The sequence below is a fragment of the Providencia rettgeri genome, from assembly GCF_001874625.1.
In the GTDB taxonomy this organism is placed as follows: Bacteria; Pseudomonadota; Gammaproteobacteria; order Enterobacterales; family Enterobacteriaceae; genus Providencia; species Providencia huashanensis.
On sequence record NZ_CP017671.1, the window covers coordinates 3,285,529 to 3,300,592 of the forward strand.

Genomic DNA, 15,064 nt, shown 5'->3' on the forward strand with positions numbered 1-15,064 from the left:
TTAACGCACCTTCAAGGTTGCTAGCCCGATCAGGACTAACATTAACGAAATAATCCAAAAGCGCACGATCACTCGTGGCTCTGGCCAGCCTTTCAATTCATAATGGTGGTGAATTGGTGCCATGCGGAAAATACGTTGACCGCGTAATTTAAACGAACCAACTTGTAAGATCACCGACAGTGTTTCAACCACAAACACACCACCCATAATCACTAATAAAAACTCTTGGCGTAGTAGCACCGCAATGGTACCGAGTGCACCACCAAGCGCTAATGAGCCAACATCGCCCATAAAGACTTGTGCTGGATAGGTGTTAAACCACAAGAAGCCCAAGCCAGCGCCAACAATGGCGGTACACACAATCACCAATTCACCTGCATGAGGTAAAAATGGAATATGCAAATAACCTGCAAAGTTGACGTTACCTGTCGCCCATGCCACTAAAGCAAACCCAGCTGCAACGAAAACAGTCGGCATAATCGCTAAGCCATCTAGGCCATCCGTTAAGTTAACCGCGTTGCTAGTCCCGACAATCACAAAGTAAGTCAATAAAATATACAGCACACCCAGTTGCGGCATAACATCTTTAAAGAATGGAACAACCAACAGTGTTGCTGGTGTGTCTTTACCAATCGCGTACATTGAAAATGCAACGACTAATGCGATAACGGATTGCCAGAAATATTTCCAACGCGCGATTAACCCCCGCGTATCTTTACGAACCACTTTGCGGTAATCATCAACAAAGCCAACAATACCGTAGCCGACTAACACCAGTAATACACACCAAACATACGGATTATCTAAGCGAGCCCATAACAGTGTTGAAACTGTAATTGAGAATAAAATCAATAAGCCGCCCATGGTTGGCGTGCCGCGTTTACTAAAGTGTGACTCAGGCCCTTCACTACGAACGACTTGACCAATTTGCATTTTTTGCAAGTAAGTAATTAGATGTGGACCCATCCATAAAGCAATAGCGAGTGCTGTCAGCAAACCGACAATGGCTCTGAACGTCAAATAAGAAAAGACGTTCAACACGGAAAACTTGTGGACCAACATTTCGGCAAGCCAGACTAACATTCAAAGCACTCCTTTAATGCATTCACTACATCTTCCATCGCGGAGCTGCGTGAACCTTTAACTAAAATGGAAACAACATCATTCTGCTGTGCTAGCGGAATTAGTCGGGACAATAAATCTGTTTTGGTGGTGAAGTGTTCACCGCACTCACTTAATTGGCTGATCAGCTCACTCAGTTCACCAACACTTAATACTTTTTCTAAACCTGCTTGCTTAGCTGCGATACCAACACGTTGGTGACAATCGTGAGCGTAATCGCCTAGCTCGCCCATATCGCCGACAACCAGAATGCGATATCCCGGCATTTGTGCTAGCACATTAATAGCAGCAATCATTGAGCCATCATTTGCATTATAGGTATCATCGAAAACCACTTTATGCTCAGCTAAACTGACAGGGTATAAGCGCCCCGGTACAGCTTGAGTTTTCGCCAAGCCATTTTTAATGTTTTCAAGGCTAGCCCCCACTGAAATGGCTAATGCACTCGCAGCAAGGACATTCGCAATATTATGCATCCCCGGAAGTGGCAATGTGATATCAGCACGCCCCACTGGTGTGTGTAAAACAAAATCCGTTGTCAGTTGCTTAACTTGAATATCTGAAGGGTAAAAATCCACGTTAGCTTCTGGCGCTAATGAATAATACCAAACCGTCTGGCGTGGCTGAAACCGCCATTTATCACTGTAGCTATCAAGATTAACAATCGCAGTGCCTTCTTCTGCCACACCTTGATAAATTTCACCTTTGGCCTTAGCAACCCCTTCAGGTGAACCAAAACCTGCTAAATGCGCCCCAAATAAATTATTCACTAGTGCCGCTTCAGGCTTCACTATATTCGTCGTATAAGCAATCTCATTGGGGTGATTGGCCCCCATTTCTATGACGGCAAAATCGTATTCGTCAGTCAAGCGAAATAACGTTAACGGAACACCAATATCATTATTCAAATTACCCGCGGTATATAGTGTTTTGCCCCGCTCTGACAAAATTGACGCCACCATTTCTTTCACCGACGTCTTGCCAGAAGAGCCCGTTAAGCCAACAACTTTCGCTCGGCTTTGTTGACGTACCCACGCAGCCAGTTGCCCCATAGCAATCCGAGTATCTTTCACGATGACTTGTGGGCAATCCACATTCAGTTTACGTGCTACCAATAAGGCTTTTGCACCCGCCTCAACCACCTGCTGTGCAAAATCATGGGCATCGAAACGCTCACCTTTTAAAGCAATAAACAAGCCGTTTTCTGGAATTTTCCGGCTATCCGTACTCACTGCGGTTAGCTGTAATTGGTTATCTGCCGTGCATTCAATCTGCCCAGCTGTAATTTGTGCTAATTGTGCAAGTGTTAGTGGGATCATGCGATTACCCCCAATAACCTTGCGACCGTTAAGCGGTCTGAATAATCCAATTTTCGCTGGCCGATAATTTGGTAGTCTTCATGGCCTTTACCCGCGATCACAATCACATCATCTGGTGAGGCTTGCAAAATTGTACTGGTCACCGCCTCTGGACGGCCAGGGATAGCTAATGCTCGGCTTGAATCTAACAAACCCGCCATAATGTCATTAATAATGTCAATTGGGTCTTCACTACGAGGGTTATCATCTGTAATGACTATTTTATCAGCCCATTCTTCCGCCGCAGCCCCCATTAGTGGGCGCTTGCCTTTATCACGGTCGCCGCCACAGCCAAACACGCACCAGAGTTGCCCTTTACAGTGTAAACGAGCCGCAGCTAATGCTTTTTCTAAGGCATCAGGTGTATGGGCATAATCAACCACCACTGTCGGTTTGTTAGGTGCACTAAATACTTCCATGCGACCACACACTGGCGATAATGAGGATGTTGTCGCCATCAGTTCGCCCAATGGGTAATCCATCATTAATAAAGTTGCCATCGCCACTAATAAGTTACTGACATTAAAAGCCCCCATTAATGGGCTTTCGAACACCCCATTCCCCCACGAGGAAGCAAAGTGGATCGTCGCGCCTTTATCATGGTATTCCACCTCTGTCGCAGCTAACCATGGGCCCTGCCAACCATTAGGTATTCGATTTTCCATCGTTACCGCACAGGCCTGAGGTAAACGCTGTAACCATTTCAACCCGACATCATCATCTGCATTAATGATTTGCGATTTTGTATTATGAGTAGAAAATAATAACCATTTTGCGGCTTCGTAATTTTCCATATCACCATGATAATCAAGGTGATCACGGCTTAAGTTGGTAAATACTGCCGCATCAAATTGTAATGCAGCCACACGGCCTTGAATTAAGCCATGTGAAGATACTTCCATCGCAGTTAAACTCGCTTTTTTATTTAATAATTGTGTAAGTTCAAGCTGGATATCAACTGCTGAGCCAGTGGTGTTTTCACTTGGCGTAACCTGCCCTAATAGCCCATTACCCACAGTTCCCATTACGGCACTGGTTTCACCTAAGCCTTTTGCCCACTGCGCAATTAATTGTGTTGTCGTCGTTTTACCGTTTGTCCCAGTAACACCAACTAATTTCATTTTTGTTGATGGATGTTGGTAAAACTCACCAGCAAGTGCCGACAAGCGATTATTAAGGTCATGCAGATAAATAACAGGTACGCCGTGGATAAAACGCACTTCGCCTTCTGCCGCTTCTCCCTGTGCCTCAGCAATAACAGCGGAAACTCCTTGAGCAATTGCTTGAGGAATATAGTGTCGACCATCCGATTGATGACCTTTTATAGCAATGAACAGATCGCCCGAGGCAGCCTTTCGACTGTCTAGTGTCATCTCACGTAGTGAGACTGGAGCTATGCTCACACCAAAAGGTGAGAGAAGATCACAAAGATTACGATCTGCCACTTTTAACCTCTTTTTTGCTATTCACAATTTCGTTTTGTTCGTTCGGTTGTAATGCATCAGGTTCAATATTCATGAGTCGTAAGACCCCGCCCATAATTGAACCAAATATAGGTGCAGATACCGCACCACCATAATATTTGCCTGCACTTGGTTCGTTAATTAACACCACCAATGCATAACGCGGATTACTGGCTGGCGCAACGCCAGCGGCGTAGGCTAGATATTTTTCGACGTAACGCCCTTCAGGACCGACTTTTTTCGCGGTCCCTGTTTTGATTGCAATGCGATAGCCTTTAATGGCTGCACTTGCACCACCACCGCCTGGTAAAGCGACGCTTTCCATCATATGAACCACTGTTCGCATAATCGGCTCGGGAAATACACGAGTCCCTGGAACAGGAGGGTCTACCTTTGTGATAGATAATGGGCGATAAATACCAAAACTACCGATTGTTGCATAGGCCCGCGCAAGCTGTAACGGAGTTACCATTTGCCCGTAGCCAAAAGAAAAGGTGGCCCTTTCAAGATCAGACCACCGTGTTTTTTTACTTGGGAATATGCCACTACTTTCCCCGACTAACCCCAGATTAGTCGGCTTGCCAAACCCAAAGCGGTTATACACATCCACCAGCTCTGTGGCAGGCATCGCTAACGCCAGTTTAGAAACACCAACGTTACTCGACTTCTGTAAAATCCCAGTGATTGTTAACTCTGCATAACGCCCAACGTCTTTAATTTCATGACCGCCAACACGATATGGATAAGTATTTATCACTGAGTTTTCTTTAATAATTTTATTATGCAACGCGCTCATGACGACCATTGGTTTCACGGTCGAACCCGGTTCAAAAATATCGGTAATAGCACGATTACGCATTGCATCCATTGGTGTACCAGCAAGGTTATTAGGGTTGTAGGATGGGCTGTTAGCCATCGCTAAGATTTCCCCTGTATGCACATCCACTAAAATTGCCACACCAGATTCGGCTTTATTTTGTTGAACACCACGAGTTAACTCACGGTATACAATAGACTGAATTCGCTCATCAATACTCAACGTTAAGTTATGAGCTGCTTGGCTATCAACCGATGAGATAGTTTCGATAACGCGTCCATTACGGTCTTTACGCACGGTACGCTCACCCGGCGCCCCTTTTAACCAACGGTCAAAGCTTTTTTCGACCCCTTCAATCCCTTCACCATCAATATTTGTCACACCAAGCAAATGCGCGGTAACTGGGCCTGATGGGTAATAGCGGCGGGATTCTTTACGTAAATAGATCCCTGGGATTTTTAATTTTTTAACGTAATCACCGATAGATGGATTAACTTGGCGCGCTAAATACACAAAACGGCCTCTTGGATTGGCCGATATTTTGTTGGTAATTTGTTCCAGTGGTATCTCAAGTGCATCAGCGAGTGCTTTCCAGTGCTCATCATTGCTGATCCCCCCTTTTTCAAACACTTCTTTTGGGTCAACCCAAATTGCATTAACAGGCACACTGACGGCGAGTTGGCGCCCTTCTCGGTCACTAATCATTCCTCTTGAGGTTGCCACTTCTTGCACACGCAAAGAGCGCATGTCGCCTTCTTTTACCAGTTTTTCTGGCGCTATAATTTGTAGATAAGCCACACGCGCCAATAAACCAGCTAACGCTAAGACAATGCATCCACACAGCAAAATAAAACGCCAGCGGATAAAGCTGGTGCTTTCATCTTGTTTCTTATTTTTCGCTGTTTTCGGTGCTTTCATTAGGGACCTTTTTATTGTTTAGAAACAATAATTTTTTCTTGTGATGGTTCAACTTGTACCATCTGTAATTTATCAATAGACAAACGTTCTATCCGGCTATGGCTCGCTAATGCATTTTCCTCAAGGATCAGATTGCGCCATTCAATATCTAGCGAGTCTTTCTCTTCGTAGAGCCTGTCTTTCGCAGCAGTTAACAAACGTGTCTCATGTGCCGTGGTCACCACAAATATTGCACTAACAATAATTGCAGCTAATAAAATCAAAGGAACAACGCCATAACGGAATAAATCGCGCCCAATCACGCGTGCTAGGCTGTGCCTTTCAGGAACCATTATTGCCCCGCCTTTTCTGCAAAACGCAGCACAGAGCTACGTGCGCGTGGATTTTCGTTTATTTCCCTATCTGAAGGCTTCATTTTCCCTAAGTCGCGCAATTTCGCAGCACCGAGTTCCTTTATTTGACTCTCCGTGAGGGGTATCCCCGCAGGTACAGTAGGCCCTTTGCTATTTTTGCGAATGAATCGTTTAACTAGCCTATCTTCCAAAGAGTGGAAACTAATTACAGATAAACGCCCATTTGGAGCAAGTACATTCATCGCCCCCTCTAATGCCTGTTCAATTTCTTCCAATTCGCTATTGATATAAATACGAATCGCTTGAAAACTGCGGGTTGCTGGGTGCTTATGTCGGTCTTTCATTGGACTAACTTTGGCAATTAATTCAGCAAGGTGCCGCGTACGAGTTAATGGCTCTTCTTCTGGATTGTGATTACGTTCAACGATCGCCCTTGCGATACGCTTAGCAAAACGCTCTTCACCAAATGTTTTAAGTACCCAAGCAATGTCATCTGCCTCAGCGTTCATCAGCCATTGTTGTGCTGACTGGCCTTTCGTTGGGTCCATTCTCATGTCTAATGGCCCATCACGCATGAAGGAAAACCCCCTTTCTGGGTCATCTAATTGCGGCGAAGAAACACCTAAATCCAACAAGACCCCATCAACTTTACCCACTAAACCTTCTTCTTCTACGTAGGCTGCTATATCAGAAAACGGCCCATGTTTAATCATAAAACGAGGGTCATCAATACTTTGTGCTGCTTTTATGGCTTCTGGGTCACGGTCAATGGCTATCAATCGACCATGTTCACCCAGTTGGCTTAAAACCAGACGGGAGTGCCCACCGCGACCAAATGTGCCGTCGATGTATACCCCATTAGGCTGAATATTTAAGCCATTAACGGCTTCATCCAATAATACTGTTACGTGCTTAAATTGCTGTTGCGTCATTGTTATAGTGACAAATCCTGTAAGCGGGCTGAAAGTGGTTCATTGGTAAGGCGTTCAGCGGCAATATCGTCATCCACTTGCTGATACCAAGTTTGTTCATCCCAAAGTTCAAATTTATTAATCTGGCCAACCAACATGACCTCTTTGGTTAGCCCTGCGTGTTGACGCAATGTACTGGCTAACAAAAGACGCCCCGCATTGTCCATTTGGCATTCACTTGCATGGCCAAGCAAAAGCCTTTGTACGCGCCGTTCTGCAATGTTCATGGTCGATAACCGAGAAAGTTTTTCTTCGATGATCTCCCATTCGGGTAAGGTATAAAGCAGCAGGCATGGCTGGTGAAGGTCAATGGTACAAACCATTTGCCCTTTTGATTCCTCGTTCAGCATTCCTCGATAACGAGTAGGCACGGTTAAACGCCCTTTGCTGTCGAGATTAACCAGTGTTGCCCCACGAAACATACCCGATTAAACCCCTTTTATTTCCAAGCCACCCACTTTACCCCACAATTCACCACATATAAAGTTTACGAATGGTATGAAAACCTTGTCAAGCCAGTCAGATTGAGCTTTAGCTTTATTTACAGAACAATTCAGAAAAAATAATGGCGGGTAAAATCTTACTGGGAAAGAAAATAAGAAATAACAGATTGATATAATTGACATATTTTATAGAACACAGTCTAAATAAACTAAATTATGATAATTTGACTAAAAATCAAACAATTTGTTATAAGTCTGACCTATGTTTTATTTTTAATCCGTGCATCTCTCACCAATTTTTTGGGTTTACTTGGTCTTAAAACAACCACTAATATATAATCACAGCAAAAACACCCCTGTAAAAAAATAAAACCATTATATTTCAACCCAATAAATAACTGTTTTAATAAACAGTATTAATTAATAGAAGATTTACAAACTAATTTTTTATAAAACAGTCAGACTCGAATTCTCACTCTAATCCGCTAATTTAGCTTTCACTGTTAAATGGTTAATAAATATTTTAAGATAATTCCCAAAGTTAAATATTTACCTATTTTTGCATATAAAAAAAAGCCCCTACTGTGTAGGGGCCGTTATCTTACTCATTTTTGTGATTAACATCACTCATTATCGCATAAATAATTAACTGTTCGGCTAAAGTTAAAGCGAGTAATTATTGCTTACGACCTAAACTTCCACGACGACATAAATCACGACGAATACGGGTGACACCCGGTTCCGGTTTTTGTTTTTCATCTAGGCTGGCTAATACCAACTCTAAGATACGTTCTGCTATGTCTCTATGACGCTGAGCTAGGGAAAGCACAGGGCACCCCAGAAAATCTAACAGTTCGTTATCACCAAAGGTGGCAATGACCATGTGTTCCGGTAAACGACCGCTGCGTTTAAGCGCAATATCAAGTACCCCTTGTAGCAAGGAGAATGACGTCGTGAACAACGCATCAGGCATTTCATTACCACTATCAAGCCAGTGGGCAAAAACTTCCGCTGCTGAATCCCGTTCATAGCTATTTGCATATAAATAATCAACTTGGCGAGGGTCTTCGTTCCATGCTTTACGAAAACCTTGCTCACGCAAATAGCTGACAGATAACTCAGGTAATGCCCCTAAATACAATACCGATTCAGCTTTAAACTTACGCAATTCTGCTGAAATCATGAAAGCATCTTCTTGGTCATCCCCTACTACGCTAATAAAGTGCTCTTTTTCAAGGGCTCTATCGAGTGCAATAATAGGTAAAGAACGGTTTGCCCAGCGCTGGTAAAACGGGTGCTCTGGGGGTAATGCCGTTGAAACAATAATGGCATCAACTTGCCGTTGCAGAAGGTGTTCAACGCAGCGGATTTCGTTGTCTGGTTGGTCTTCTGAGCACGCAATGAGTAATTGGTAACCACGCTGGCGTGCCTGCCTTTCAAGGTAGTTCGCTATACGGGTATAGCTGGTATTTTCCAGATCAGGGATCACTAACCCTATAGAACGGGTACGACCTGCACGTAAACCCGCCGCGACTGCATTTGGATGGTAATTGTGCTCTCTGACGACTGCCATCACTTTTTCTACAGTTTTATCGCTGACTCGATACTGCTTGGCCTTGCCGTTGATCACATAACTAGCCGTTGTGCGGGAAACACCCGCTAGACGGGCTATCTCATCCAGTTTCACGTTAACCTCTTTACAATTTTGGGAATAGCTCCGAGTCATTCGGAGCCTTAAACGCGAGTATTCTACCTTTGGAAGATAAATTTTTCATCGCATAATTTTATCACCACGTGAAACACCGACGATCCCTGAGCGCACAACTTCAACAATTTCAGCAACACCGCGTACAGATTCGATAAAAGCATCGAGTTTTTCGCTTGTTCCCGCTAGCTGAACGGTATAAAGCGTTGGAGTCACATCTACGATTTGCCCACGGAAAATATCAGCACAACGTTTCACTTCATCACGCCCATAACCGGAAGCTTGTAGCTTCACTAACATGACCTCGCGTTCAATATGTGCTGACGCTGTTAGCTCACTGACACGCAAAACATCAACCAGTTTATGCAATTGCTTTTCTATTTGCTCAAGCACCTTTGCATCACCTTTAGTTTGGATGGTCATCCGTGACAAGGTTGGGTCATCCGTTGGTGCGACGGTTAGGCTTTCAATATTATAACCACGTTGAGAAAACAGACCTATGACGCGGGACAAAGCACCTGATTCATTTTCTAATAAAACGGATAAAATACGACGCATGATCAGGTCCTCTCTGTTTTGCTCAACCACATTTCATCCATTGCCCCACCACGGATTTGCATTGGATAGACGTGCTCAGTTTCATCAATATTAATATCAACAAATACTAACCGTTGATTTTCGTTCACCTCAACGAGGGCTTGTTGCAACTTGGTTTCAAGTTCATCAGGTGAGGAGATTGAAATCCCCACATGACCATAAGCCTCTGCTAACTTAATAAAGTCAGGTAATGATTCCATATAAGATTGTGAATGGCGACCTTGGTAAATCATGTCCTGCCATTGTTTCACCATACCTAAGAAACCGTTATTTAAATTAAGTACGACAACTGGCAAACCATATTGCAGCGCGGTTGAAAGCTCTTGAATATTCATTTGGATGCTGCCATCGCCAGTCACACAAATAACCGTTGATTTAGGGTGTGCTAATTTCACCCCTAATGCAGCTGGCAAACCAAACCCCATCGTGCCTAAGCCACCTGAGTTAATCCAATGACGTGGTTTATCAAAAGGGTAATATAATGCAGCAAACATTTGATGTTGCCCTACATCAGACGTGACATAGGCTTCCCCATTCGTTAAACGATAGATCATTTCAATCGCCTGCTGGGGCTTAACTTTTGTTGAGTTAGTTTCATAACGCAAACATTGTTTAGTACGCCATTGCGCTATATCTTTCCACCAATCTTTGAGCGCTTGGCTGTCTTGTTGTGATGATGTTTGCTCTAACTGACCCAGCATTTGTTTTAGTGTTAATTTGGCATCTCCGACAATAGGAATGTCCGCATTAACCGTTTTTGAGATAGACGTTGGGTCAACATCAATTTGAATGACCGTCGCGTTTGGACAGTATTTTTCTAAATTGTTGGTTGTACGGTCATCAAAGCGCACACCAACTGCAAAAATAACATCCGAGTTATGCATAACCTTATTGGCTTCATAGGTACCATGCATACCTAGCATACCAACAGACTGCTGGTGAGTTTCAGGGAAAGCCCCTAACCCCATTAGTGTGGATACTACCGGCAATTGCAGTTTCTCAGCCAGTTCAATAATTTCTGCGGAGCAATTTGCATTGATGGCACCCCCACCAATATAAAAAACCGGTTTTTTTGCTGCGACTAGCTTAGATAGCGCTTTTTTTATTTGGCCTTTATGCCCTTGCAATGTTGGGTTATAAGAACGCAAAGAGACACTGTCTGGATAACGGTAAGCAAATTTTAAAGCCGGATTAACGGTATCTTTTGGAAAATCAATGACCACCGGACCCGGACGACCGCTGGCTGCAATATAAAAAGCTTTTTTGATTGTTTCAGGGATCTCTTGTGCATCTTTAATTAAAAAGCTGTGTTTAACTATTGGACGAGAAATCCCAACCATATCGCATTCTTGGAAAGCATCATTGCCAATTAGCGAACTAGCAACCTGCCCTGATAACACGACCATCGGAACAGAGTCCATATATGCTGTCGCTATCCCTGTGATTGCATTCGTTGCACCAGGACCCGATGTCACAAGCACCACGCCGACATCCCCTGTTGAACGAGCGTAACCGTCTGCCATATGCACCGCAGCCTGTTCATGACGCACTAAAATATGTTCTACCCCACCAACAGTGTGAAGTGCGTCATAAATATCTAATACTGCACCGCCTGGATAACCAAACACGTGCTTTACTCCTTGGTCAATCAATGATTTGACGACCATTTCAGCTCCCGACAACATCTCCATGAGTTTGCCCCCAGACATTATTTGCAAGTTAAGAGGTATCAATTACCCCTTTATTTTTATCATTAAAATAGGTGAATTAGTGCTATTAACATATCGCTCCGGCTGAAACGAAGCAAACATCATTTTCAGCACCAAGTACATTAAACTTTCAGATAATCTTGAACATCAGTTGTTGGTAGGTAGATTGACTATATATGAAAAAAATAGGAGGTTGAATGACTAGTTTAGCTAAAAAAACAGTGGAATTTCCCTTCGCATTGTCAGTTGCAAAAATCACAAGGTTCATAAACAAAAAGCCACCCAAGTAAGTTAGCTTGAATGGCTTTAGTTTCTATATCTATTATTCTTTATACATAGTTTCAATTTCTAATTGGTAGCGCTCAGAAATAATTTTACGGCGCAACTTCAATGTGGGGGTTAATTCCCCTTGTTCCATCGTAAAAGTAGTCGGTAATAAGGTAAAACGTTTAACTTGATGAAAATGTTCTACATTCTTTTGTAAGTCTTTTAAGCGGGACTCAAACAACGCCACAATTTTTGAGTCTTTTAAGAGCTCTAAACGGTCACGATATTTCAAATTAATTGAATTAGCGTACTCTTCCAAACTGTCATAGCAAGGTACGATCAGCGCAGAAACAAATTTACGTGCATCAGCAATAACGGCTATATGTTCAATAAATTTGTCTTGCCCTAAAACGCCTTCAATCATTTGTGGAGCAATATACTTACCGTTAGACGTTTTCATTAAATCTTTCAGTCTATCTGTAATATAGAGGTTACCGTGGGCATCGATTTTCCCTGCATCCCCAGTTTTTAACCAACCATCAGATGTAAAAGTGTCTAAGGTCTCTATTGGCCGATTATAGTAGCCTTTCATGACGACAGGGCCTTTGACTTGAATTTCGTCATCTTTACCAATACGTACAGAGACTGCTGATAATGGTGTGCCAATAGACCCTAACGGGTATTTACCTTCTTCCCAGCAAGATACCGTGGCACAGGTTTCTGACATGCCGTATCCATATTTGATATCGACACCTGCTGAAAGAAAAAAGGCAATCACGTCATCATCTAGACGAGCACCTGCTGCTGGCATAAAGCGAATTCGCCCACCTAAACCAGCACGAATTTTACTCAATACTAGTTTATCTGCGAGAGGGAAAAGACCCCGGTTAAACAATGAAGGTTGGCGACCTTTTGCTATGGCATTGACGCGGCTTTTACCTAGCGAAATTGCCCAGTTAAATAACCCCCTGCGTAACCACGGTTGTTTAGCCGCTTTACTTTGTACCGCGCTATACACTTTTTCATAGAAACGCGGTACCGCACACATGACGGTTGGTTTAACATCGGCGAGAGCTTCACGTACATTGTTGGTATCGGTTAGATAAACATTTAAAGCCCCCACGTGCATCACATAAAAGCTCCAAGCACGCTCAAACACATGGGAAAGCGGCAAGAAGCTCAAAGAAATATCATCCGCTGTTAATTTTAGCCGTTGGTCATGAAGGTACAATTGCGCCGCCATGTTGTAGTAGTCCAACATGACCCCCTTCGGCTCACCAGTGGTCCCTGATGTATAGATTATCGTAAATAAATCACTAAGATTATGCGCCGCAATACGGGCATCTAACTCAGTTTGAAATTCAGGCTTAGCTTGAGACATAAATGCCGACAAATGCATCGTTTCTACGGAGCTACCGATCAGCTCCACGCTCTCATTCATCACGACAATCATTTTTAACTGTGGACAAAGTGCTGGTAGCTGGCAAGCGACCTGATATTGAACGTCTTCCCCAACAAAAAGAATGTTGATATTTGCATCATTAACAATATAGGCTGCTTGCTCAACGCTACTGGTTGCATAAAGTGGAACGGTGACCGCCCTAATTTGCAAAGCCGCAAAGTCAACAAGCGACCAGTCCATACTGTTATGAGCAAAGAGACCAATATTACCTTGCGTTGCAACTTGTAACGCCAAAAGGCGGCGAGAAATCGCAGAAGTGCGTTCACCAACCTCACTCCATGTTAACGAGCTTTGTTGCCCGCAATCCCATTGACTGAAAGCTATCCGGTTCGCTGACTCTTGTGCATTAATTCTGCTACGTAAGCGATTAACCAAGTGGTATGGATATAGATTTTCAGTAATCAAAGTTAATTTCCTATCGGCCATTATCAATATAAGTTGCTCGGTTTGCTCACAAGCACTTAGCTATCTTACAATTTCAGCTTACAACTGTTAGCTGAATATTCGAAGTGTATCGACTAAAGGGAAGCGTGGAAAGCATTTATATGTAAATTTTTTGCAAATGTTATATGCACTACAAAACTCATCATAGTTCTCACTATAATGAGTTAGTTATGCTGTTGTAGTGCCTATTCTGTTTTATAGGTAGTTTTTAGAAGGGAGATTAATCGTGCTTGTTAATACCCTTTAGCTGCATTGGCCTCACCCTGACAACTGACTGAAAACCATTACGTCTGTTCCTCTAGCTTTAGTTAACGCCCAAAATAATTATGCCGCTGCCGCCTGCTCAGTTAGCCCTGCAATCATTTGGTTGAATTGAGACTTCATCCATTGGTGGCCTTTATCCCTTGCCGTTGACTCGTGCCACGTTAAATAACAAGGGCGTGTGTTATTTTCCCACGGTAATGTTAGCGAACGTAATTTGAATTGACCTGAGTAATGTTCAACCAACCATTTTGGTGCAAATGCCACTAAATCAGTTTGAGCAACAATATTAAGCACGCTGTTTAAATCAGTTCCTTGATAACTCACGTTGTCAGATAATTCAGTATTATAATAATAAGGCTTACTGAATGAGCCAATATTATCCATAGCAACAATAGCATGACGCTCATTGTTTATTTCAATAGCAGAAATAGTATTTCCAATACGAGGGTGATGGTTTGATGCAACTAATACTAATTCATCATCAAATAAAATTTGTTGTTGATATTCGGGTTTTTCGAATTGGCTATAGCCAAGGAAAAAATCTATTTCTTGATATTTTAATTGATGAGCAATGTTGTTATCCATAAATGAATGAATAAAAATATTAATATTAGGTGATACTATTTTAAATTTCGCGACAATAATTGCAGCTAAGCGAATATCTAATGGAGAACAAATAGACAAATTAAACATTCGTTCGCTATCTTGTGGGTCAAACCCCGCGCCAGGTAATTCATTATGTACTAACTGCAACGCTTGCCTAACGGGGCCAAACAACTGTTTAGCACGAGATGTTGGTTGAATACCCCGACCATACCGAACAAACAGCTCATCATTAAACATGGATTTTAAACGAGAAACCGCATTACTTACAGCGGGTTGAGACATCCCTAAAACTTGAGCCGCTTTTGTCACGTTTTGCATCTGCATGACAACATCAAAAACCGTTAATAAGTTTAAATCAACATTACGCAAATGAATATCACCATTGTCTTTTTTGGCTGTTAAAATCGTATCAAAATCAGTCATTTTTTACTCCACTAAATATATTTATCATTTTTCATTAATGAAAAGGCTCATTCATCGAGAAAAAACCGACGAATATATAAATTCATTAAATATTATGTTTAAAACAACTTATAGATAATAAGTCATTTCGCTTTCCCTGCAT

General features: G+C 42.7%; 12 protein-coding genes. All 12 read right to left on the reverse strand.

Features of this window, described 5'->3' with window-relative positions:
• Positions 1 to 1,083: a phospho-N-acetylmuramoyl-pentapeptide-transferase gene (gene mraY / locus RB151_RS15140; RefSeq protein WP_042845119.1), complete on the reverse strand. Its 1,083-nt coding sequence runs from the start codon at positions 1,081 to 1,083 to the stop codon at positions 1 to 3.
• Positions 1,077 to 2,441, reverse strand: coding sequence for a UDP-N-acetylmuramoyl-tripeptide--D-alanyl-D-alanine ligase (gene murF, locus RB151_RS15145; RefSeq protein ID WP_048607942.1), 1,365 nt, complete (start codon positions 2,439 to 2,441; stop codon positions 1,077 to 1,079). The genes mraY and murF overlap by 7 nt, the downstream gene beginning before the upstream one ends.
• Entirely contained in the window at positions 2,438 to 3,925 is a 1,488-nt protein-coding gene (gene murE / locus RB151_RS15150; RefSeq protein WP_048607943.1) for a UDP-N-acetylmuramoyl-L-alanyl-D-glutamate--2,6-diaminopimelate ligase, read from the reverse strand. The genes murF and murE overlap by 4 nt, the downstream gene beginning before the upstream one ends.
• Positions 3,912 to 5,678: a peptidoglycan glycosyltransferase FtsI gene (gene ftsI, locus RB151_RS15155; RefSeq protein ID WP_042845122.1), complete on the reverse strand. Its 1,767-nt coding sequence runs from the start codon at positions 5,676 to 5,678 to the stop codon at positions 3,912 to 3,914. Before ftsI ends, murE begins: the two co-directional genes overlap by 14 nt.
• A gap of 11 nt (positions 5,679 to 5,689) precedes the next feature.
• Positions 5,690 to 6,010, reverse strand: a complete 321-nt coding sequence (ftsL, locus tag RB151_RS15160) for a cell division protein FtsL (RefSeq protein ID WP_048607944.1) — start codon at positions 6,008 to 6,010, stop codon at positions 5,690 to 5,692.
• Positions 6,010 to 6,963 carry a 16S rRNA (cytosine(1402)-N(4))-methyltransferase RsmH gene (gene rsmH / locus RB151_RS15165; protein ID WP_042845125.1) on the reverse strand — a complete coding sequence of 318 codons (954 nt, stop codon included), beginning with the start codon at positions 6,961 to 6,963 and terminating at the stop codon, positions 6,010 to 6,012. The genes ftsL and rsmH overlap by 1 nt, the downstream gene beginning before the upstream one ends.
• Before the next feature lie 2 nt (positions 6,964 to 6,965).
• Entirely contained in the window at positions 6,966 to 7,424 is a 459-nt protein-coding gene (mraZ, locus tag RB151_RS15170; protein WP_042845126.1) for a division/cell wall cluster transcriptional repressor MraZ, read from the reverse strand.
• A gap of 697 nt (positions 7,425 to 8,121) precedes the next feature.
• Positions 8,122 to 9,132 (reverse strand): catabolite repressor/activator, encoded by a 1,011-nt coding sequence (gene cra / locus RB151_RS15175; RefSeq protein ID WP_042845417.1) that lies wholly within the window; start codon positions 9,130 to 9,132, stop codon positions 8,122 to 8,124.
• 84 nt (positions 9,133 to 9,216) lie between these two features.
• Positions 9,217 to 9,708: an acetolactate synthase small subunit gene (gene ilvN / locus RB151_RS15180; protein WP_042845128.1), complete on the reverse strand. Its 492-nt coding sequence runs from the start codon at positions 9,706 to 9,708 to the stop codon at positions 9,217 to 9,219.
• Positions 9,709 to 9,710: 2 nt separating this feature from the next.
• Entirely contained in the window at positions 9,711 to 11,438 is a 1,728-nt protein-coding gene (ilvI, locus tag RB151_RS15185; RefSeq protein ID WP_042845418.1) for an acetolactate synthase 3 large subunit, read from the reverse strand.
• 340 nt (positions 11,439 to 11,778) lie between these two features.
• Positions 11,779 to 13,611: an AMP-dependent synthetase/ligase gene (locus RB151_RS15190; RefSeq protein WP_080750874.1), complete on the reverse strand. Its 1,833-nt coding sequence runs from the start codon at positions 13,609 to 13,611 to the stop codon at positions 11,779 to 11,781.
• Between the two features lie 342 nt (positions 13,612 to 13,953).
• Positions 13,954 to 14,922 carry a transcriptional regulator LeuO gene (leuO, locus tag RB151_RS15195; RefSeq protein ID WP_042845131.1) on the reverse strand — a complete coding sequence of 323 codons (969 nt, stop codon included), beginning with the start codon at positions 14,920 to 14,922 and terminating at the stop codon, positions 13,954 to 13,956.
• Positions 14,923 to 15,064 lie beyond the last annotated feature (142 nt).

Excerpts from the sequence above, each read along its gene's own strand:
- murF (WP_048607942.1), bottom strand. The coding sequence starts at position 2,441 with ATGATCCCACTAACACTTGCACAATTAGCACAAATTACAGCTGGGCAG.
- RB151_RS15190 (WP_080750874.1), bottom strand. The coding sequence starts at position 13,611 with ATGGCCGATAGGAAATTAACTTTGATTACTGAAAATCTATATCCATAC.
- ilvN (WP_042845128.1), bottom strand. The coding sequence starts at position 9,708 with ATGCGTCGTATTTTATCCGTTTTATTAGAAAATGAATCAGGTGCTTTG.
- ftsI (WP_042845122.1), bottom strand. The coding sequence starts at position 5,678 with ATGAAAGCACCGAAAACAGCGAAAAATAAGAAACAAGATGAAAGCACC.
- leuO (WP_042845131.1), bottom strand. The coding sequence starts at position 14,922 with ATGACTGATTTTGATACGATTTTAACAGCCAAAAAAGACAATGGTGAT.
- mraY (WP_042845119.1), bottom strand. The coding sequence starts at position 1,083 with ATGTTAGTCTGGCTTGCCGAAATGTTGGTCCACAAGTTTTCCGTGTTG.
- mraZ (WP_042845126.1), bottom strand. The coding sequence starts at position 7,424 with ATGTTTCGTGGGGCAACACTGGTTAATCTCGACAGCAAAGGGCGTTTA.
- ftsL (WP_048607944.1), bottom strand. The coding sequence starts at position 6,010 with ATGGTTCCTGAAAGGCACAGCCTAGCACGCGTGATTGGGCGCGATTTA.
- ilvI (WP_042845418.1), bottom strand. The coding sequence starts at position 11,438 with ATGGAGATGTTGTCGGGAGCTGAAATGGTCGTCAAATCATTGATTGAC.
- rsmH (WP_042845125.1), bottom strand. The coding sequence starts at position 6,963 with ATGACGCAACAGCAATTTAAGCACGTAACAGTATTATTGGATGAAGCC.